Source organism: Paraburkholderia sp. (assembly GCF_050742655.1).
Taxonomy (GTDB): Bacteria; Pseudomonadota; Gammaproteobacteria; order Burkholderiales; family Burkholderiaceae; genus Paraburkholderia.
This window is the reverse complement of sequence record NZ_JBOIGG010000004.1, coordinates 263054-283841: the sequence shown is the minus strand read 5'-3', so window position 1 is coordinate 283841 and position 20788 is coordinate 263054. Positions and strand designations below refer to the sequence as shown.

21 protein-coding genes are annotated in these 20788 nt (G+C 65.3%); 12 read left to right on the top strand and 9 right to left on the bottom strand.

Annotated features, from left to right (window positions below):
* Positions 1 to 58: 58 nt before the first annotated feature.
* The 4 genes from ACREXZ_RS08505 to ACREXZ_RS08490 form a co-directional block, all read right to left on the bottom strand.
* Positions 59 to 421: a glyoxalase superfamily protein gene (locus ACREXZ_RS08505; RefSeq protein WP_431763686.1), complete on the bottom strand. Its 363-nt coding sequence runs from the start codon at positions 419 to 421 to the stop codon at positions 59 to 61.
* A gap of 194 nt (positions 422 to 615) precedes the next feature.
* The gene (locus tag ACREXZ_RS08500) at positions 616 to 1590 is read right to left on the bottom strand and encodes a quinone oxidoreductase family protein (protein ID WP_431763608.1); all 975 of its coding nucleotides are present in this window, start codon (positions 1588 to 1590) and stop codon (positions 616 to 618) included.
* 46 nt (positions 1591 to 1636) lie between these two features.
* Complete coding sequence (locus ACREXZ_RS08495; protein ID WP_431763607.1) at positions 1637 to 2026, bottom strand: methylglyoxal synthase; 390 nt, start codon at positions 2024 to 2026, stop codon at positions 1637 to 1639.
* 161 nt (positions 2027 to 2187) lie between these two features.
* Entirely contained in the window at positions 2188 to 2967 is a 780-nt protein-coding gene (locus tag ACREXZ_RS08490; RefSeq protein ID WP_431763606.1) for an SDR family oxidoreductase, read from the bottom strand.
* Positions 2968 to 3188: 221 nt separating this feature from the next.
* Between ACREXZ_RS08490 and upp the strand changes: the two genes are divergently transcribed.
* From upp to ACREXZ_RS08430, 12 genes are all read left to right on the top strand, one after another.
* Complete coding sequence (gene upp, locus ACREXZ_RS08485; RefSeq protein WP_431763605.1) at positions 3189 to 3839, top strand: uracil phosphoribosyltransferase; 651 nt, start codon at positions 3189 to 3191, stop codon at positions 3837 to 3839.
* A 390-nt stretch (positions 3840 to 4229) separates the two neighbouring features.
* Entirely contained in the window at positions 4230 to 4958 is a 729-nt protein-coding gene (locus ACREXZ_RS08480) for a YebC/PmpR family DNA-binding transcriptional regulator (RefSeq protein ID WP_431763604.1), read from the top strand.
* Positions 4959 to 5131: 173 nt separating this feature from the next.
* Positions 5132 to 6409: a phosphoribosylamine--glycine ligase gene (gene purD, locus ACREXZ_RS08475; RefSeq protein ID WP_431763603.1), complete on the top strand. Its 1278-nt coding sequence runs from the start codon at positions 5132 to 5134 to the stop codon at positions 6407 to 6409.
* Positions 6410 to 6563: 154 nt separating this feature from the next.
* Positions 6564 to 7487 (top strand): oxygen-dependent coproporphyrinogen oxidase, encoded by a 924-nt coding sequence (gene hemF, locus ACREXZ_RS08470; RefSeq protein ID WP_431763602.1) that lies wholly within the window; start codon positions 6564 to 6566, stop codon positions 7485 to 7487.
* A 61-nt stretch (positions 7488 to 7548) separates the two neighbouring features.
* Positions 7549 to 8292, top strand: coding sequence for a nicotinate-nucleotide adenylyltransferase (locus tag ACREXZ_RS08465; protein WP_431763685.1), 744 nt, complete (start codon positions 7549 to 7551; stop codon positions 8290 to 8292).
* Between the two features lie 8 nt (positions 8293 to 8300).
* On the top strand, positions 8301 to 8756 hold the full coding sequence (gene rsfS, locus ACREXZ_RS08460) for a ribosome silencing factor (RefSeq protein ID WP_431763601.1): 456 nt from the start codon (positions 8301 to 8303) through the stop codon (positions 8754 to 8756).
* 29 nt (positions 8757 to 8785) lie between these two features.
* Positions 8786 to 9256, top strand: coding sequence for a 23S rRNA (pseudouridine(1915)-N(3))-methyltransferase RlmH (gene rlmH / locus ACREXZ_RS08455; RefSeq protein WP_431763600.1), 471 nt, complete (start codon positions 8786 to 8788; stop codon positions 9254 to 9256).
* Between the two features lie 81 nt (positions 9257 to 9337).
* Positions 9338 to 9961 carry a Maf family protein gene (locus ACREXZ_RS08450; RefSeq protein ID WP_431763599.1) on the top strand — a complete coding sequence of 208 codons (624 nt, stop codon included), beginning with the start codon at positions 9338 to 9340 and terminating at the stop codon, positions 9959 to 9961.
* Positions 9962 to 9971: 10 nt separating this feature from the next.
* On the top strand, positions 9972 to 11441 hold the full coding sequence (gene rng / locus ACREXZ_RS08445; RefSeq protein WP_431763598.1) for a ribonuclease G: 1470 nt from the start codon (positions 9972 to 9974) through the stop codon (positions 11439 to 11441).
* Positions 11442 to 11512: 71 nt separating this feature from the next.
* Positions 11513 to 12583 carry a hypothetical protein gene (locus ACREXZ_RS08440; RefSeq protein WP_431763597.1) on the top strand — a complete coding sequence of 357 codons (1071 nt, stop codon included), beginning with the start codon at positions 11513 to 11515 and terminating at the stop codon, positions 12581 to 12583.
* Positions 12584 to 13003: 420 nt separating this feature from the next.
* Positions 13004 to 13285 (top strand): type II toxin-antitoxin system HigB family toxin, encoded by a 282-nt coding sequence (locus ACREXZ_RS08435; protein ID WP_431763596.1) that lies wholly within the window; start codon positions 13004 to 13006, stop codon positions 13283 to 13285.
* Positions 13273 to 13704 (top strand): helix-turn-helix domain-containing protein, encoded by a 432-nt coding sequence (locus tag ACREXZ_RS08430; RefSeq protein ID WP_431763595.1) that lies wholly within the window; start codon positions 13273 to 13275, stop codon positions 13702 to 13704. Before ACREXZ_RS08435 ends, ACREXZ_RS08430 begins: the two co-directional genes overlap by 13 nt.
* A gap of 48 nt (positions 13705 to 13752) precedes the next feature.
* Here ACREXZ_RS08430 and ACREXZ_RS08425 read toward each other — a convergent pair whose 3' ends face one another.
* From ACREXZ_RS08425 to msbA, 5 genes are all read right to left on the bottom strand, one after another.
* Positions 13753 to 14985: a glycosyltransferase gene (locus tag ACREXZ_RS08425; protein WP_431763594.1), complete on the bottom strand. Its 1233-nt coding sequence runs from the start codon at positions 14983 to 14985 to the stop codon at positions 13753 to 13755.
* 26 nt (positions 14986 to 15011) lie between these two features.
* Positions 15012 to 16304: an O-antigen ligase family protein gene (locus ACREXZ_RS08420; RefSeq protein ID WP_431763593.1), complete on the bottom strand. Its 1293-nt coding sequence runs from the start codon at positions 16302 to 16304 to the stop codon at positions 15012 to 15014.
* Positions 16301 to 17431 carry a glycosyltransferase family 9 protein gene (locus ACREXZ_RS08415; protein ID WP_431763592.1) on the bottom strand — a complete coding sequence of 377 codons (1131 nt, stop codon included), beginning with the start codon at positions 17429 to 17431 and terminating at the stop codon, positions 16301 to 16303. The genes ACREXZ_RS08420 and ACREXZ_RS08415 overlap by 4 nt, the downstream gene beginning before the upstream one ends.
* A 401-nt stretch (positions 17432 to 17832) precedes the next feature.
* The gene (locus ACREXZ_RS08410) at positions 17833 to 18912 is read right to left on the bottom strand and encodes a glycosyltransferase family 4 protein (protein WP_431763591.1); all 1080 of its coding nucleotides are present in this window, start codon (positions 18910 to 18912) and stop codon (positions 17833 to 17835) included.
* Between the two features lie 51 nt (positions 18913 to 18963).
* On the bottom strand, positions 18964 to 20751 hold the full coding sequence (gene msbA / locus ACREXZ_RS08405; RefSeq protein WP_431763590.1) for a lipid A export permease/ATP-binding protein MsbA: 1788 nt from the start codon (positions 20749 to 20751) through the stop codon (positions 18964 to 18966).
* Between the last annotated feature and the right edge of the window lie 37 nt (positions 20752 to 20788).

Below are 20788 nucleotides of genomic sequence, written 5' to 3'. Positions count from 1 at the left end.
CGAATCCAGTAGCGCATGCCGCTGCGGCCAGCCCTGCGCTACCGCGATAAAAGCTCGCTCAAGCCTTCGGTTCGCAAAAGCGGATTCGATTGCCAAAGGGATCGTGAACCTCCATCACGTCGCCCCACGGCTCCGGTTCGACGCCGGGTCGGCCATAGTTGTATTGCTTGTCCAGTAGTTCGCGATTGAACGCATGCACGCCTTGCATCGGGACGTACACCGTCGAACCCGGACACGCATCGCCGTGGTGCTCCGACAGATGCAACTGCAATCCGGCGCGCTTCACACCCATATAGAGCGGAAGAGCGGGCTCGAACCGGTGTTCGAACGTAACTTCGAAGCCGAGAAAGCCGCAGTAGAACTCGCGGGCTTTCGCTTCGTCGAAAATACGCAGGATCGGGATCGCCTCGAGAAAGCGGATCGGTTCGTTCGCCGCGTCGTCCGGGCCATATCCCGCGGTAACCAGTTCCAGCGCGGCGGCATCGGATAACTCGGTACCGTGTTCGGCAAGCCTGGAACGCAACCGCGTGGCGATCTCTCTCGCATGATCGAGCGTAATCATCAAAACTCCTGTGCAGGCGATGGATGGCTGGGAGCAGCGCGGCTCGCAAAAAACTACGGCAGCAAAACCGTCGACCCTGTCGTTTTCCGCGCCTCCAGATCCTCATGCGCCTGCCCGACGTCGGCGAGCGCATAACGCTGGTTGATGCTCGTCTTCACCTTGCCCGACTGCAGCATGTCGAACAGCTCGGTCGACATCGCGTCGTAGTCGCTGCGCTTCGCGGTGTACGTGAAGAGCGTCGGCCGCGTGAAGAACAACGAGCCGCGGCCCGCGAATTCCGACGAATCGATCGGCGGCAGCGGTCCGGACGAATTGCCGAAGCTGACGAACAATCCGAGCGGCGCGAGACAGTCGAGCGACGCGGTAAACGTGTCTTTTCCGATCGAGTCGTACACCACCGGCACGCCCGCGCCGTTCGTGATCTCGCGCACGCGCTTCGTGAAGTTTTCGCGCGTATAGACGATCGGATAGTCGCAGCCGTGCGCCTTCGCGATCTCCGCCTTTTCGTCCGAACTGACTGTGCCGATCACCGTCGCGCCGAGCGCCTTCGCCCACTGGCACGCGAGCAGCCCGACGCCGCCCGCGGCAGCCTGGATCAGGATCGTGTCGCCGGCCTTCACCGGGTACGTGCGACGTAGCAGGTATTGCACGGTGAGCCCCTGCAGCATCGCCGATGCGGCCTGCTCGTAGCTCACGCCGTCGGGTAGCTTCACGACATCCTTCGCGGGCAACACGCGCTCCTGCGCATACGCGCCCGGCGGCCGCGCGACATACGCGATGCGGTCGCCAGCCTGCAGGCCGGTCACACCCGACCCGACCGCGGTCACTTCGCCTGCGGCTTCCATGCCGAGCCCGCCTGGCAGCGGCAGCGGGTACAGACCCGTGCGGAAATACACGTCGATGAAATTCAGGCCGACCGCGTGCTGCTTCACGCGGATCTCGCCGTCGGCCGGATCGCCGACCTCGACGTCGACCCACTTCATCACTTCGGGACCGCCGGTGCGGTCGAAGCGGATTGCCTTGGTCATCTTGACTCCTGTCTTGGGCGATTCAGTTCGGGATTGTGCGCGCCGCTCAGGCTTGCTGCGCGACCCGCAGCGTCAGCGCATCGAGCAGCATCCGTGCTGTGGAAATATTGGTCGCGCACGGCACGTTGTGCACGTCGCATGCGCGCACCAGCGCGTTGATGTCCGGCTCGTGCGGCTGCGGTGTCATGGGGTCGCGCAGGAAGATCACCATGTCGATGTTGCCCTCGGCGAGCTGCGCGCCGATCTGCAGGTCGCCGCCGTGCGGGCCCGACAGCATCCGCTGTACGTCGAGGCCATGCGCGGAGGCGATCCGCGAACCGGTCGTGCCGGTGGCGACGAGCTCGCAATGTTTGAGCGTGGCGGCGTATTCGCCGGCCAGCTTCACGATGTCGTCTTTCTTGTGGTCGTGCGCGATCAGCGCGACGCGTGCGGTCATGGTGTCGTCTCCTGTGTCGACCAGAGTTAGCGCTTTAGCGCTTACTCTGGTCCCATGCCGGAGTTGGCGCTTTAGCGCCGTACTCCGGCGTCGATCCCTGTTGGCGTTGTTGCTTCTATTCGTATGGTCCGGCGACGCGGACCGAATGCAATACGTGCGAGTTAGAACGTTCCCGGATAAGAGCCACCATCGATCAACCAGTTCTGCCCCGTGATGTACCCGCCGTGCACGCTGCACAGAAACGCACACGCCCGGCCGAATTCGTCGCGGTTGCCGAAGCGGCCCGCGGGAATCGACGCCATCCGCTGCTTACGCGCTTCGTCGATCGATAGGTTGTGCGCTTTCGCCTGCGCGGCGATGGTATCAACGATGCGGTCGGTGTCGAACACGCCAGGCAGCAGGTTGTTGATCGTCACACCCTGCGCGGCGACCTTGCGCGCGATACCGGCGACGAAGCCAGTCAGCCCGGAGCGCGCGCCGTTCGACAGGCCCAGCACGTCGATCGGTGCCTTCACCGACGAACTCGTGATGTTGACGATGCGCCCGAAGCCGCGCGCGATCATCCCGTCGATCGTCGCGCGGATCAGCTCGATCGGCGTCAACATGTTCGCTTCGAGCGCGCGGAGCCAGTCGTCGTGCGTGAACGTGCGGAAGTCGCCGGGCGGCGGGCCGCCCGCGTTGTTGACGAGGATATCCGGCTGCGGACACGCGGCGAGCGCCGCCGCGCGGCCCTCCGGCGTGGTGATGTCGCACGCGACCGTCTTCACGTCGACGCCCGTCTGCGCGCGGATCCCGGCGGCTGTCGCCTCGAGCGTCTCCGCGGTGCGCGCGACGATCGTGAGGTTGACACCCTCGGCGGCTAGCGCCTCCGCGCAGCCGCGCCCAAGGCCCTTGCTCGCCGCGCAGACCAGCGCGGTGCGTCCTGCGATGCCCATGTCCATGTGTGTGTCCTCAGTCCCCGGGTGAAATTTCCCTCGATTCTAGAAGAATCGCCGCCACGGTGCGCGCGCCGTGGCGGATGAACCCTCGCCAGCGCAACATAATCTCCGGTATCTTCCGCCGGGACTTTCGGTAAACTTGCAGTCGTGGTTCGCCTCGCGGCAGTGTGACGCCGCGAGGCGCCGACCCGCCCGCCCCCCTTCGCACCGCTTGCGCTTACGCCATGACACAGGACAGCCGCTTTCCCAATCTCTTCATCCTCGATCACCCGCTGATCCAGCACAAGCTGTCGCATATGCGCGACCGGGACACGTCGACGCGCACGTTTCGCGAACTGCTGCGCGAGATCACGCTGCTGATGGGCTATGAAATCACCCGCAACCTGCCGATGACAACGCGCCGCGTGTCGACGCCGCTCGTCGACATCGACGCACCGGTAATCGCCGGCAAGAAGCTCGCGATCGTACCGGTGCTGCGCGCGGGCGTCGGGATGTCGGACGGGTTGCTCGAGCTGATCCCGTCGGCGCGCGTCGGCCACATCGGCGTGTACCGTGCGGCCGATCACCGCCCGGTCGAGTATCTCGTCCGACTGCCGGATCTCGAGGACCGCATCTTCATCCTGTGCGATCCGATGGTCGCGACCGGCTACTCGGCGGTGCACGCGGTCGACGTGCTGAAGCGCCGCGGCGTGGACGGCACGAACATCCTGTTCCTCGCGCTGGTCGCCGCGCCCGAAGGCGTCGAGGTGTTCCAGAATGCGCATCCCGAGGTGAAGCTGTACGTCGCGTCGCTCGATTCGCATCTGAACGACCACGCGTACATCGTGCCGGGTCTCGGCGACGCCGGCGACCGGCTGTTCGGCACGAAAAACTGAGCGTCGGCCGCGGAGCGCCGTTCGTGCGCATCGCCCGTGGCGCGGTGCATTCCGACGCACACAGAGGCCGGCCGGCACGCGCCGGCATGATAAAATTCGCATCCCGTTCGTCGAGCGGCTCGCCGGGCAGCGGTATCTGCCGGACTTGCGTCGCAAATGCATGGCGAATGCGTGGCGACCCGGCAAAAGCGCAGCAACCCGGTCGCCCATGCATGGCACGCACCTGCGAACACCCGGCACACGCGGCCCGCAAGGCCAGCGCCCGCGGTGCGCGAACCGCGCCGCACGCTCGCGGCGGACGGTCATCGAGGCGCGCCACGGCAAGCGCCCGACATCGCAACGACAATTGCACTATGTGTGCGCCCTGGGGCGCATGCGCTGGAGAAAGGTATGGCGGGTCATTCGAAATGGGCCAACATCAAGCATAAGAAAGCCGCGACCGACGCGAAGCGCGGCAAGATCTGGACACGGCTCATCAAGGAAATTCAGGTCGCGGCCCGCATGGGCGGCGGTGAAGTCGACACGAACCCGCGTCTGCGGCTCGCTATCGAAAAGGCGTATGACGCCAACATGCCGAAGGACAACATCAACCGCGCGATCCAGCGCGGCACAGGCGGCGTCGACGGGGCGAACTACGAGGAAATCCGCTACGAAGGCTATGGCATCGGCGGCGCGGCGATCATCGTCGACACGATGACCGACAACCGCATCCGTACCGTCGCCGAAGTGCGGCACGCGTTTTCGAAGTTCGGCGGCAACATGGGCACGGACGGCTCGGTGTCGTTCATGTTCGATCACGTCGGCCAGTTCCTGTTCGCGCCGGGCACGTCCGAAGACAAGCTGATGGACGCCGCACTCGAAGCCGGCGCCGACGACGTCGTGACAAACGACGACGGCAGCATCGAGGTGACCTGCCCGGCCAACGACTTCCCGAAGGTGAAAGGCGCGCTCGAAGCCGCCGGCTTCAAGGCCGAGCTGGCCGAGGTGACGATGAAGCCGCAGACCGAAGTCGAGTTCACCGGCGACGACGCGGCGAAGATGCAGAGGCTGCTCGACGCGCTCGAAAATCTCGACGACGTACAGGAAGTCTATACAAACGCGGCGATCGCGGACGAATGAGCGCGGCGCGGCCTGGCCGCGCTGTGCCTGTTCGCGCGGGCCGGGTTAATGGGCTTTGGACTCGAAAGGAGCCCGATAAAGGGCTCGACGTTCGCACTGCGCGAACCTTGCGGATATTCGCGGCCGGCGCCTGTGCGCCGGCCGTTCACGGTTTTTAGCCTTCGGGGAATCACATGAAGTTACTCGTCGTCGGGTCCGGCGGTCGCGAACATGCGCTCGCATGGAAACTCGCGCAATCGCCGCGGGTGCAGCTCGTCTACGTCGCGCCCGGCAACGGCGGCACGGCACACGACGACCGGCTGCAGAACGTCGACATTACCGAGCTCGCCGCGCTCGCGGATTTCGTCGAGAAAGAACAGATCGCGTTCACGCTGGTCGGGCCCGAAGGCCCGCTCGCGGACGGCATCGTCAACCTGTTCCGCTCGCGCGGCCTGAAGATCTTCGGACCGACGAAGGAAGCCGCGCAACTCGAAAGCTCGAAGGATTTTGCGAAAGCGTTCATGAAGCGCCACGCGATCCCGACCGCCGAATACGAAACCTTCTCCGACCCCGCCGCCGCGCACGCGTACCTCGATGCGAAGGGTGCGCCGATCGTCGTCAAGGCCGACGGCCTCGCCGCAGGCAAGGGCGTGGTGGTCGCGCAAACGCTCGACGAAGCGCACGAAGCGGTCGACTCGATGCTGTCCGGCAACAAGCTCGGCGATGCGGGCGCACGCGTCGTGATCGAAGAGTTTCTCTCGGGCGAAGAAGCGAGCTTCATCGTGATGGTCGACGGCAAGCATGTGCTGGCGCTCGCGTCGAGCCAGGACCACAAGCGTCTGCTCGACGGCGACCAGGGGCCGAACACCGGTGGCATGGGCGCGTACTCGCCCGCGCCGATCGTCACGCCGCAACTGCATGCGCGCGTGATGCGCGAAATCATCCTGCCGACCGTGCGCGGGATGGAGAAGGAAGGCGTGCGCTTCACCGGCTTCCTGTACGCCGGACTGATGATCGACGCGCAGGGCACCCCGAAGACGCTCGAGTTCAACTGCCGGATGGGCGACCCCGAAACGCAACCGATCATGGCGCGTCTGAAGGGCGACTTCTCGAAAGTCGTCGAGCAGGCAATCGCCGGCACGCTCGATACGGTCGAACTCGACTGGGACCGTCGCACCGCGCTCGGCGTCGTGCTCGCCGCGCACCACTACCCGGACACGCCGCGCAAGGGCGACCGCATCAGCGACATCCCCGCCGCCACCGACGAATCGATGACGTTCCATGCGGGCACGACGCTCGTGGACGGCAAGCTCGTGACGTCGGGCGGCCGTGTGCTGTGCGTGGTCGGCCTCGCGGATTCGGTGCGCAGTGCACAGTCGGTCGCGTACGAAACGATCAACCAGATCTCGTTCGACGGCATGCAGTATCGCCGTGACATCGGCCACCGGGCGGTCAACCGCAAGCACGGCTGATGGGGGCGGCGACATCCCGTCGCGCGGTCGCGCGGTGTCGCCGGCGCTACACTGCGGGTTGTGATGCGCATGACGTACACGCTCCCCGCCATCCGGCGTGCGCTTTCCTGAACCCGCGGCCTCCCCAGGCGCGCCGCCCAGCCGTTCCGCATTCATGACCGAAACGATCTACAACGTCCAGGCCGTCCGCAGCTGGCTCCAGCAGTTGCAGACCCACATCGCCGACACGCTCGGCGCATTCGACGGCCAACCGTTCGCCACCGACGTATGGCAGCGCGCCCCCGGCGAGAAGCTGCGCGGCGGCGGCTGCACGCGCATGCTCGAAGGCGGCTCGTTCTTCGAGCGCGCGGGCATCGGCCTGTCGGACGTCGCGGGCGATGCGCTGCCCGCATCGGCGAGCGCGGCGCGTCCGCAGCTCGCCGGACGCGCGTTCGAAGCGATGGGCGTGTCGCTCGTGCTGCATCCGCACAATCCGCACTGCCCGACCGTGCATATGAACGTGCGCCTGCTGATCGCGACGAAGCCCGGCGAGGCGCCGATCTTCTGGTTCGGCGGCGGGATGGATCTGACGCCGTACTATGGCTACGAGGAAGACGCGCAGCATTTTCACCGCACCTGCCGCGACGCGCTGCAGCCATTCGGCGCGGACCTGTACCCGAGCTTCAAGCGCTGGTGCGACGAATATTTTTTCCTCAAGCATCGCAACGAGGCGCGCGGCGTCGGCGGGATTTTCTTCGACGATTTCTCCGCGTCGGGCTTCGAGCGTTCGTTCGAGATGGTGCGCAGCGTCGGCGATGGGTTTCTGAAGGCGTATATGCCGATCATCGAGCGCCGCCGGGACGTGCCGTTCGGCCAGGCCGAGCGCGATTTCCAGGCGTACCGGCGCGGCCGCTACGTCGAATTCAACCTGGTCTTCGACCGTGGCACACTGTTCGGGCTGCAAAGCGGTGGGCGCACCGAGTCGATCCTGATGTCGATGCCGCCCGTCGCGAACTGGCGCTACAACTGGCATCCCGAGCCCGGTACACCCGAAGCACGCCTCGCGAGCGACTTCCTCGTGCCGCGCGAGTGGGTGTGATGACCGGCGCCGCGGTTGCCGCCGCCGCAGTTGCCACGATTGCCGCATTCGGGCTTCGGGTATACGCAATGTCACGACAAAGGATCACGTTCTGAATCCGCCCGCTCATTCTGCCGCCCTGCCTCGCCGTATCGGCCTGCTCGGCGGCACGTTCGACCCGGTCCACGACGGCCACCTCGCTCTCGCGCGACGCTTCGCCGACGTGCTGCAGCTGACCGAACTGGTGCTGCTGCCCGCCGGCCAGCCGTGGCAGAAGACCGACGTCACCGCTGCGGAACATCGCCTCGCGATGACGCGCGTTGCTGCCCATGCGCTCGTGATCCCCGGCGTGACGGTGCGCGTCGCGACCGACGAGATCGAGCACGACGGTCCCACGTATACTGTCGAAACCCTCGCGCGCTGGCGCGAACGCGAGGGGCCGGAGACGTCGCTCGCGCTGCTGATCGGCGCGGACCAGCTGGTGAAGCTCGACACGTGGCGCGACTGGCGCCGCCTGTTCGACTTCGCGCACGTGTGCGCGTCGACGCGTCCCGGCTTCGATCTCACCACGTTACCGCCCGCGGTCGCGGCGGAAGTCGCCGCGCGCTCCGCGGCACCCGAGGTGCTGCAGGCCACGCCGGGCGGTCATCTGCTGATCGACACCACGCTTGCATTCGACGTATCGGCGACCGAAATCCGCACGCATCTGCGCGAACGTGTCGCGCATCACGCGCGTCGCGCCGCCGACGAAACCAGTCCGCCGGCGAGCCACGTTCCCGCCGCTGTGTGGGACTACATCCTTCAACATCATCTGTATCACCAGTAAAAGTAAACATGGACATTCGCAAACTGCAACGCACGATCGTCGACGCGCTCGAGGACGTGAAAGCCCAGGACATCCGGGTCTTCAACACGAGCCACCTGACCTCCCTGTTCGATCGCGTGATCGTCGCGAGCGGCACGTCGAACCGGCAGACCAAATCGCTCGCGTCGAACGTACGCGACAAGGTGAAGGAGGCCGGCGGCGAAGTCATCAGCACCGAGGGTGAGGACGTCGGCGAATGGGTGCTGGTCGACTGCGGCGACGCGGTCGTGCACATCCTGCAGCCAGCGCTGCGCCAGTACTACAACCTCGAAGAGATCTGGGGCGACAAGCCGGTTCGGATCAAGCTCTCGACCCCGAACCCGTTCGGCGGCGCAAGTCCCAGCGAACCGCTCGACGGTGAAGACGAGGATGACGCGCCCGCTGTCAAACGCCCGGCGCGCAAGAGCCCGGCGCGGCGTCGCTGACGCGCGGGTCGTCCCCGTATCGCCGCTAGATGAAACTGCACATCGTCGCCGTCGGCCACAAGATGCCCGACTGGATCGCCGCGGGCTTCGACGAGTACGCGAAACGGATGCCGCCCGAACTGCGGATCGAACTGCGCGAGCTGAAGCCCGAGCAACGCTCGTCGGGCCGTTCCGCCGAAAGCGTGATGGCCGCCGAGAAGCAACGCATCGAAGCAGCACTGCCGAAGCAGGCGCGCATCGTTGCGCTCGACGAACACGGCAAGGACTGGACGACGATGCAGCTTGCCGCCGCGCTGCCCGGCTGGCAGCAGGACGGACGCGACGTCGCGTTCCTGATCGGCGGCGCGGACGGGCTCGATGCCGAACTGAAGTCGCGCGCGGACCTGCTGCTGCGGCTCTCCAGTCTCACGCTGCCGCACGCGATGGTGCGCGTGCTGCTCGCCGAACAGCTGTACCGTGCGTGGACCATCACGCAGAATCATCCGTATCATCGCGCTTAGCGTGTAGCGCCTGGCGCGGCAGCGCTCCCGTCTGGCGTGGCGCCTATAGCCCGCGCCGTCCCTCTTCCGGAAGTCTCCCCCATGTCTACGACTGCCCTGCATCCGTTCGTCTATCTCGCGTCGCAAAGCCCGCGCCGCCAGGAGTTGCTGCAGCAACTCGGCGTGCGCTTCGAACTGCTTCTGCCGCGCCCCGACGAAGATGCCGAAGCGCTCGAAACGGAACAGCCCGGCGAAGCGCCGCACGACTACGTGCTGCGCGTGTGCGTGGCGAAGGCCGAAGCGGCGCATGCACGGCTCGTCGCGAGCGGCCGGCCGGCCGCGCCGATCCTCACCGCCGACACCACTGTCACGATCGACGGCGCGATTCTCGGCAAGCCAGCCGACCCGGACGACGCGTTCGCGATGCTCACGCGCCTTGTGGGCCGCGAGCACGACGTACTGACCGCGGTCGCCGCAATCGACGCGCAAGGTGCGGCACTACCCGCCGTGCTGTCGCGCTCGCGCGTGCGTTTCGCGGCCGCACCGGCCGACATGCTGCGCCGCTACATCGCGACCGGCGAGCCCACCGGCAAGGCGGGTGCCTACGGCATTCAGGGACGCGCGGCGGCTTTCGTCGAGCATATCGACGGATCCTATTCAGGTATCATGGGTTTGCCGCTTTTTGAGACCGCTGCGCTGCTGCGCGCAGTGCGCATCGATTTCTAAGAACAACACTATGAACGAAGAGATCCTGATCAACGTCACCCCTCAGGAAACGCGCGTCGCGCTCGTCCAGCAGGGTTCGGTCCAGGAGCTTCACGTCGAACGAACTTTGTCGCGCGGACGCGTCGGCAACGTCTATCTCGGCAAGGTCGTGCGCGTGCTGCCGGGCATGCAGTCCGCGTTCATCGACATCGGCCTCGAGCGCGCCGCGTTCCTGCACGTCGCCGACATCTGGCATCCGCGTACCGACGGCGACGCGCAGCATCCTGTCCCGCATCAGCCGATCGAGAAGATCGTGTTCGAAGGACAGACGCTGATGGTCCAGGTCGTCAAGGATCCGATCGGCACGAAGGGCGCGCGGCTGTCCACTCAAGTCAGCATCGCCGGACGCACGCTCGTCTATCTGCCGCAGGAACCGCACATCGGCATCTCGCAGAAGATCGAGAGCGAGGCCGAGCGCGAAGCGATCCGTGCGCGGCTGACCGCCGTGCTGCCGGTCGACGAGAAAGGCGGCTACATCGTGCGCACGATCGCCGAAGATTCGACGAGCGAAGAACTCGCGGGCGACGTCGCGTACCTGCGCAGGACGTGGACGACGATCCAGTCGCAGTCGCAGCGCATGCCGGCGACCACGCTGCTGTATCAGGATCTGAATCTCGCGCAGCGCGTGCTGCGCGACTTCGTCAACGACGAGACGACGCGCATCCAGGTCGATTCACGCGAGACCTTCCAGATGCTCACCGATTTTGCCGCCGAGTTCACGCCGGCGGTGTCGTCGAAGCTGCACCACTACACCGGCGAGCGACCGCTCTTCGATCTGTACAACATCGAGACCGAGATCCAGCGCGCGCTGTCGCGGCGCGTCGACCTGAAATCGGGCGGCTATCTCGTGATCGACCAGACCGAGGCGATGACGACGATCGACGTGAACACCGGCGGCTACGTCGGTGCGCGCAATTTCGACGACACGATCTTCAAGACCAACCTCGAAGCGGCGCATACGATCGCGCGCCAGTTGCGGCTGCGCAATCTGGGCGGCGTGATCATCATCGACTTCATCGACATGGAGAACGTCGAGCACCGCGACCAGGTGCTCGGCGAACTGAAGAAGGCACTGTCGCGCGACCGCACGCGCGTCACGGTGAATGGCTTCTCGCAGCTGGGCCTCGTCGAGATGACCCGCAAACGCACGCGCGAATCGCTTGCGCATGTGCTGTGCGAGCCGTGTCCGGTGTGCCAGGGCAAGGGCCAGGTGAAGACGTCGCGCACCGTCTGCTACGACGTGTTGCGCGAAATCCTGCGCGAATCGCGGCAGTTCAATCCGCGCGAGTTTCGCGTGGTGGCGTCGCAGCAGGTGATCGACCTGTTCCTCGAAGAGGAATCGCAGCATCTCGCGATGCTGATCGACTTTATCGGCAAGCCGGTTTCGTTGCAGGTGGAGTCGAATTTGAGTCAGGAGCAGTACGATATCGTGTTGATGTAGCCGCGGCACGCCCGGCCGGTTTTGTCTCCGGTACCATACACGCCAGAAAAATCAACGGGATCGGGGATCGTATGGCGGCAAACATCGGGCGATGGGTAACGAAGGCGAAGACAGTGGGCGACGCGTGGAAAATTCCGCAGTTCTTCGCCATCCTGTTTTTCTGCCAGAAACTGATCCCGGCCGTATGGCCGTGGAAGCCGGAGCAGTTAGACCTGAAGTCCGGACAAACGCTGCCCGGCTGGGCGCCGTCGTTCGCCACGGGTACCGTCACCTCGCTTGTGCAAGGCACATTGGCCGCGATCGTCGCCGGCATCATCGTGTATCTGCTGTTCGCCGAGGAACGTGAACAGCGTTCGTCGAAGCGGCAATTCTTCGGCTTCGGCACGACGCCCTCAGTCACCTTCGTGCTGCCCGCCACTCAACCGGGCGGCGACGCCACGGTCAAACAATCCAACTTCGCCCTCCAGCACACGCCCACACCTGGCTGGGAATCGTTTCGCCACGCCTTCGGTTCGGTGCTCGGCGCGACCGACGTCAAAGCATTCTCTTCGTTGTCGAAGAAAGCCCGTGCAATCGACGTCGCTCTGGATATGCAACTGGATATCGACGTCGTTCATCTGAAGCGGTTCGACCCGCTGAAACCCGCGCTGACGGGCATCGAATGCCTGGTGTCGTTCGGAAGCCCTGCGTCGAATGTGCTGACGCGCTGGATCTGCAACACGTTGATGAAGGACCCGCTGCTGCCGCGCTTCGCAGACAACGCAGTTGCCACGCAAACAACGGCGCCTGGTGCGACTTCGCCGATGCTGCTGCAATGGCGGCCCGATCTGCTCGACTATGCGATCCTTGCACGCCTGACCGGGCCCGCCGCAGCCGGCAAGCCAAAGACGTACTTCGTCTGCGCAGGCGTCGACCAGGCGGGCTCGCTGTACACCGCACACACATTGTTCGACGACTGGGAAACGCTGCGTCGCGAGACCGGCGACCGCGATTTCGTCTTCGTCTACGAGATCGACCGCGCGCACCTGACTAACGAAGAAACCTACGGGCAGGCGCAAACGACTCGCAAGTCCGCATTCGTCAAAACGGCACAGGATCGCTGGGAAGACCGGAGTGCAGAGTTATGCGCCGTACCGGCCTGATCTCACTCCACCTTCAAATTTCGGCACTTCAAGGGCACACAGGGCAGCGGTCGGTCGGTCGATTTTCAGGCGTTCGATCTGTTCGCGTCGCGGACGCCGGATCGTCGAGATGACCCGCAAGCGCACGCGCGAATCGTGGCAGTTCAACATTGTGTTGATGTAGCGCCTCTGTTCCTTTCTGGACGACGGTTACATCGACTTCGAAGCCTGCGGCAAGTCCTTGACGACCTGCTTGCCGCACCGCGATAGACGAACGGCCGCCGTGCCGCGCGCGCATCGGTAAACTGGAGCATTCATTTCAGCCCCACGCCCGAGCATGTCTTCGGCTTCGATGTATCCCCGAAAATAAGAAAAGCCTCCCGGGAACGGCTGGTCGACCAACATTTGCAACCAATCTCAGACTGAGATATTATCCTTCCCATGCGCGTCATCTCCAACAAGGCACTAGTCGATTTTTCCGGCAAACACCCAGACGCTCTCGTGCCGCTGCAGATCTGGAGAAAGACGATTGAGGCAGGAACGTTCGGAAATTTTGCCGGGTTGAAGCGAGCCTTCAACGCGACAGACAAAGTTGGATCGTTCTATGTGTTCGACATCGGCGGCAACAAGTATCGACTGATTGCCGCTGTGCACTTCAACGTGCAGAAGCTATATGTGCGTTATGTGCTCACACACACGGAGTACGACAAATGGAAGCCTTGAAATTCTCGCGGAACGACATTGACGAGCTGGCCACGCACTTCGAGGCCATCTCCCAGAAGGTTCCGTTGCACCCGATCAACACCAGGCACGAGTACGATTTCGCGGTACGCGCGCTGAATGCCCTGCTTGACGCAGGCGCTGCAGACGAAGGGCATAAGCTGGCACCGCTCGCCGATGCGCTGGGCGAATTCATCGGCGACTACGATGACGTTCACCACCGACTACCGGAAGCATCGCCAGCAGACGTGTTGAAGCATCTGATGCTGGCGAACGATGTCAGGCAGTCTGATTTGCCTGAGGTCGGCAGCCAGGGAGTCGTCTCGGAAATTATCAATGGAAAGCGCGAACTGAACACGCGTCAGATCGCAGCCCTCGCCCACCGATTCGGCGTCAGCCCGGCGGTTTTCTTCGCTGTCTAATGGGATGCTGCAGAAGCACCCCGGTGCGATGAAGCAAGCGCAGATGGGCTAACGTCCACGCCGCACAACAATCCCACGCACCAACTCCAGCAACCGCCGGTTCGCACTCGCCGGCGCAAACATCTCGACCTTCGTCAGCGCGCGCTGCGTGAGCGCGGCGCGCAGCGCGGCATCGGTCGTCAACCGTTCGATCGCGTTGGCCATCGCGTCCACGTCGCCCGGAGCGACCAGCAGCCCCGCTTCGCCGTGTTCGAGCAGATCGCGCGGCCCGGTTGGGCAGTCGGCGGAAATCACCGCCGTGCCGAGCGCCATCGCTTCCGCGAGCACCATCCCGAAACCTTCGTAGCGGCTGCTCAGCACAAGCATGTCGGCCTGCGCGATATACGGAAAAGGATTCGCGCAGAAGCCAAGGAAGCGCGTGAACGGCGCGATGCCGAGCGTCTGCGCAAGCTGTTCGAGCGCGGCGCGATCCCTGCCCTCGCCGATCAGCACGAGCATCGCCGACACGCTGCCGCTCGCGCGCGCCTTCGCGTACGCACGTAGCAGCGTCGCGTGATCCTTCTGCCCTTCGTCGAGCCGCGCAACCGACACGATGAACGATGCGGCCGGCCGTTCGATGGGTTCCTGTGCGCGGCGGCGGATCGCGTCGACGTCGATCACGTTCGGCAGTTCGACGACGTGCGTGCGCTGTCCGGCGAACAGCTGCCGCGCCTCCTTCAGCATGTCGGCGGTGAGCACGGCGACCGCCGCGTAGCGCGCGTACTGGCGCACGCGCCGTGCGATGTGCGCTGCGCTCTTGCCGCTCAGCCGCGTCGCGAGACTGAAGTGGCTGACGCCGAACCATGCGGCGCCGCCACTGCCAGCGACGTGCCGCAGCGAAAAATCGAAATCGCAGACGACATCCTGCTGCTGCACGAGCCGCCGCAGACGCAGCGCCATCAGCGGACGGATGGCCGCGTAAGTCAGCACCTTGTGCAGTACGCCGGTCGCGCCGCGCAGCTTGCGTCGGCGCTGCACCTGATGCAGCGCGTACATCCAGCGTTCAGTCGCGAGCACGTGCACGTCGACGTCCGCGGGAATCGAATGCGCGCGCCAGAACTCGAGATCGTCGGTCGGATAGCCGACCGACACCGCCGGTACGAACTGCTTGCGGTCGAGCGCGTTGAGCCACGCGAGCATCGCCGTTTCGGTGCCGCCGCGGCCGAAATCGTTGATGTGAAAGAGGATGCGCAACGGCGCGGCATCGCTGCGTGCTTCGTCGGGTGCGGCCATCTTGCTCATCGGTGCCGTCTGGTCCGAGCGCATCGTCAGTACGGCGTGCCGCCCACGCGCCGAGCCGCTGGCACGAGGCCCGCGCGGCGTTCGCCCGCGCCGAGCAGCAGACCGGAGAACGACCAGAAAGCGAGCATCGTGGTCTGCCACATGAAGTCGTCGGTGGTGTTTTTCGCGATCATCCCGACGACCAGCGCGATGCCGGCCGCGCCGATCCACGGGTCCGCACGGCGCAGCCGCCAGAACCGCAGGCCGACGGCCAGCAGCAGCGCGCTCTCGAGCACGACGCCGATCACGCCGGTCTGCAGCCACGTATTGAGAAACAGGTTGTGCGCGTGCGTGAGCGCCTGCGGTTCGATCTGCAACAGCTTCGGCGGCGCATCGACTCCGTACGTCAGGCCCGGCAGCGGTTTGCCGAAGCCGATACCGGTCCACGTATGCGGCTCGCCGGCATGACCGTAGAACGCCCACACCTTCGGTCGGGTATCGCCGGACACGGTGTCGCCGATGGCCGTCAGCGACTTCGGCAGATACAGCTGATGGCCGCCGATCGTGATGTCGGCATGCGCGGGCAGCGGCGCGCCCGAGCCGATCCGCATCCGCGAACTGTATTCGAGCGTGCCCACGGTCGCCGCGCCGATGACGACGATCACGAGCCCCGCCAGCAGCAGGTGCTGCCGGTAGAACGGAAACAGCGCGATCAGCAGCGTCACCGCGGCCGCGGGCCAGAAGAACCGGTTGAGCGTCGCGAGGCCGATGAACAGGCACAGCACGATGCCCACGACGCCGGCCGCGCGCCAGCGCGAACGCAGCAGCAGTCCGGTGAACAGCGGCATCGCGAGCACCGCGAGCGTGCTCGTGTGGCCGACGCGGTTATAGAAGTGCAGCGGGAAAATATCCGCGGTGGGCGGCTGCAGTTGCCCCCAGAACGTCGCACTGACGAGCGTGAGCAGCACGCACGCAACGACGCTGACCAGCACGAAGCGCTCCGCTTGCGGGATGCGTGTGGCGAGCAGCCAGAAGCCCCAGAACGACACCAGCGGGTACAGCACTTCGTCGAGCCACGCATGCGCGCTGACCGCAGGGTACGCTGACCACGCGATCGACGCGCTGCTCCACGCGGCCCACGCGAGAATCGGCACCAGCAGCGGCCAGCGCGTGACGTGCGGACGGTCGGTCGAACACGCTGCGGCGAGCGTGCCGATCGCGAGCAGCCCGAGCGCGTTGTACTCGAGCGCGGTCATGTGTCCGAACATCACGATGAACAGAATGACCGGACACGCAACCCACAGTACGCGTTCGATGCGCGCGGCCTTGTGACTACTCATTGCACTTCCACCAGAACGTTATGCAGCGCCTCGAAGACCGCGTCGACCGACAGGCGGCCCATGCAGTCGGCGTGATCGCCGTGCCACGCGACACAGGTGCTCGCGTTGCGGTCGCAGCGCCGGACCCACGCGACCTGCCGGCGAAAGATAAACGGCTGATCGCGGCACGGCATGTCCGCGATCGTCACCGGTTCGAACGGTACGTCTTGCCAGTACTCGCCGGCACCATGGATCAGCGCGTTGCCGGGACCGAACAGCGTGATCGTCGGCACGCCGACGATTCGTCCGAGATGCGCGACGCCTGTGTCGGGACACACGATGGCCTTCGCGCCGACGAACAGATGCCATAGCTCGCCGAGCCCCAGCCGGCCCGCGAAATTCGGATACTGGCCCGCGGGATCGAGCGTGCGGATCAGATCGACCTCGCCGGGGCCACCGCTCCACACGGGCAGAAAGCCGAGCGCGATCACGCGTTCGGCGAGCGCGCGCCAGCGCGCGTCGGGCCAGCGCTTGACCGCCGTGCTTGCGCCCGGATGCAGCACGACGTAGCGTTGCAGCGGGATCGGCGTATCGGGTTGCTCGACGTAGGGCGGCGCAGGCCAATCGACAGGACGGTAAGGAGTCGGCGGCGGACCGGCGACGAGTTCGGCAGCAAGGTCCGCCCATGCGGCGGGCGATGCCGGATACGGCACGGTTTCGTTGATGGGCAAGCTCTTCCACGCCGGATGATCGCCCGCATGGCCGACGATCCAGCGGCATCCGGCGCCCAGCGCGAGCCACGCATGACGGTTGTCGCCCGCGACGATGCCGAGATCGTAAGGTCCGGAAAGCAAGATCTCGCGCACGGACTCGAGGCTGCGCGGATCGAACGGCAGCACGTCGACGTCGAACGGCCGGCCCGCATACAGCGGCACGATCTGCCGCGGACACGCGAGCACGATCTGCGCTTGCGGATACTGCGCGCGCAGTTTCGCGAGCAGCGGCGTGAGCAGCAGCGTATCGCCGAGCAGCAGGTGATGTGCGATGAAGATGCGCCGCGGCAGCGACGGCTTGCGGCGCAATGGCTTGAGCGCAAGGCGCGGCAACGCGCGCGCAAAAATTCGGATACGCCCTGGTAGTCGACTCATAGGGTCATCGGCGCGGAGGTCCTGCCTGCGATCTTCCTGTATCCGGGAATCCGGTCAAGACAGGTTCTCCCCTACGCAATGCGGCAACCGGTACGTGCCGGCGGCCTGGTGTTCGTCTGGTGTCCGCCAGTGGCGCGGCACGGTTGTCCGTGTGGGCGGTGGCTTGATGGCCTTCGCTTCATGGCCATGCTGCGAACGCTGCGCGACCGTCGGCTGCACGATTGTTAAGCCCATCTGCCGATAGCGAAAGTAAACGAAAAACAGTTGACATTCGCTACGTCGCCCACCTAACTGATAACCGCGAATCATAACATGCGGCACCTTGCGAAAGGCCTGCCGGGCAAGTGTCTGTAAGGGATGCCGCAGGCCCGCGGGCCGCCCTTCGGCGCGCCCTGGCGCGCTCAGCGGTTCGCGACGATCCGGGTGGCGAGAGCGAGCAGTTCGTCGACGTGCGCGCGCACCGTTGCGTCGTAGCACACCGCTCCAAGGGCGACCGTCTGCTGCACGTCGCCGCCCTGCCCCTGGCTACGCCGCCATTCGACTGCGCGGGCAATCGTGTCACGCAGACCGGCGACGTCATCAGGGGTGAACACGAATTTCGCGTGCGCCGCGATCGCGTCGCAGCACCCGATGCTCGATGGAAAGATCACCGGCGTCCCGCACATCACAGATTCGATGCCGACGAGGCCGAACGGCTCGTAGCGCGACGCGAGGATCGTGAAATCGGCGGCGCGGTAGCAGTCTTCGATGTTCTTTGCGTAGCCGATGTAGCGGACCCGCTCCGACGTGCGCCCCGGCGCGCGCCCTGCGACAGCGAGCACGACCGGCAACGCGAGGTCGCGCAGCGCGGCCTCGATCAGCGGCAGTCCCTTGCGCTCGTGACTGCTCGACGGAAACAGCAGCACGATCTCGTCGTCGGCGAAACCGTAGCGGCGCCGCAGCGCGGCCCGCTCGTTCGCGGCGACAGGCTTGAAGCGCGCGCCGTCCACCGGCGGGTACAGCACGCGGATCTTTGCATCGTCGACGCCGTACAGCGTGCGCAGTTCGTCATGCATCAGATCCGAATGCGCGACGACGACCTGCGCGTTATCGTACTGCCGGCTTTCGAGCGCGATCTGACGGCGGTCCGACCATTTCTGCGGCCGGCCGGTCGCGTGCAGAAAGCCTCGATGAGTGCCGCCGCAGATCGCGATCTCCGACATGTCGACCCGATTGCAGCCGATCAGCACGTCGACCTGCGCGGCCCGGCGCGCCGCGCGCAACCGTCGCGCGAACCAGCCGTCGCGCAGCTTGCCGGGCAGGAACGACACGTTGATCCGGTGCGCGTCGACCATGCCGGTCTCGGGCACCGACGGATCGAAACGGCGTGCGAAGAACGCCGGCCGCAGCCCCGCCGCGACGAAGCCGCGCACGAGGTCCATCGCATAGCGTTCGAGGCCGCCGCTATGCTTCAGCGCGTTGCTGGAAATGCCTATTTTCATGGTCGGGCAGAGCGAGCGGGGCCGACGGATCCCACCGCAACGCGGCGGACGTTACGCGGCATTCTGCTGGAACTGGATGCGGTGCAGATGCGCGTACAGCCCGTCCTGCGCGAGCAGTTCGCGATGACTGCCGCGCTCGACGATCCGCCCTGCGTCGAGGACGAGAATGCGGTCGGCGCGCTCGATCGTCGACAGCCTGTGTGCGATGACGAGCGTCGTGCGCCCTTTCATCAGCGTTTCGAGCGCGGCCTGCACGTGGCGCTCCGATTCGGAGTCGAGCGCGGACGTGGCCTCGTCGAGGATCAGGATCGGCGCGTCCTTGTAGACCGCCCGCGCGATCGCGAGACGCTGCCGCTGGCCGCCCGACAGCCGCATGCCGTTGTCGCCGACAAGCGTGTCGATGCTTTCGGGCATCGCCTGCACCGTGTCCCACAGGTTCGCCGCGCGCAACGCCGCTTCGACGCGGTCGCGGTCCGCGGTCTGGCCGTACGCGACGTTGTTCGAAATCGTGTCGTTGAACAGCACGACGTCCTGGCTCACCATCGCGATCTGGCTGCGCAGGTCGTGCAGCTTGTACTCTGGCAACGCGACGCCGTCGACGAGAATCTCGCCGCCGCTCGGATCGAAGAAGCGCGGCATCAGGTTGACGAGCGTGGTCTTGCCGCCGCCCGACGGCCCCGCGAGCGCGACCATCTCGCCCGGCGCGATCTTGAACGACACACTATCGAGCGTCTGCCGGCCACCCTCCCCATACGCGAAAGACACATCGCGGAACTCGATATGGCCCGACGCACGCTCGAGCGCGCGGCCGCCGCCTTTCGGCTCGAGCGGCTCGTCGATCAGCCCGAAGATCAGCTCGGCCGCGGTCATCCCGCGCTGCAGCGGCTGGTTCACGTCCATCAGGTGTTTGAGCGGCGAGACGACCAGCAGCATCGCCGTGATGAACGCGACGAAACCGCCGACGGTGGTCTGATCGTGCGACGACTGCACGACCGCGATACCGATCACGACCGCCAGCGCGATCGACGCGAGGAACTGCGTGAGCGGCTGTGCGAGTCCACCGGAGACCGTCATTCGCATCGAGTAGCCGCGCAGCCGCCGGCTCATTTCATTGAAGCGGCCGATTTCGTACGACTCGCCGTTGTGCACCTTGACCACCTTGTAGCCGGCCACGGTCTCTTCGACGATATACGACAGCTGGTTGGTCAGCAGTTGATACTCGCGGTTCAGCTGGCGCAGCCGCCGGTTGATCTTGCCGACCATCCAGCCGATGGCCGGCAGCAGCACCGCGACGATCAGCGTCAGCCGCCAGTTCAGATAGAACAGATAGCCGAGCAGGAACAGGACAGTCAGCGAATCGCGCACCAGCGTCACCATCACGCTGATCAGCACGTTGAGGATGTTGTTGACCTCGAACACGATCGCGTTGATCACGGTGCTCGCCGTCTCGCGCTGGAAGAACCCGACGCCGGTGTGGATCATCCGCTCGAACATCTTGATGCGCAGGTCGAGCAGGATGCGGTTCGACACGTACTGCAGCAGATAGCCGGACGCGTACTGCGATGCCGCGCGCACGAGCGCGAGGCCGATCACGGCGCCAGGCACGATCCACTTCGCGGCCGGGCTGCCCTTCGTGCCGAAGCCGTGGTCGAGCAGCGGTTTGAGCAGCGCGGGAATACCGGCCTCGGTCGCGGCAACGACACCCATCGACAGTATGCCGGCAACGATGATCCACAGCAGCGGCTTCATGTACGGCCACAGACGCCGAAGCACGACGGCAGGCGACGATGCATCTCCTGATCCACCGATGGTCTTGCTTAACGTGGGCTTCGCGCTCAAGGAATCCTCTGGAAACTCTGGGAATACGGGTGAATGT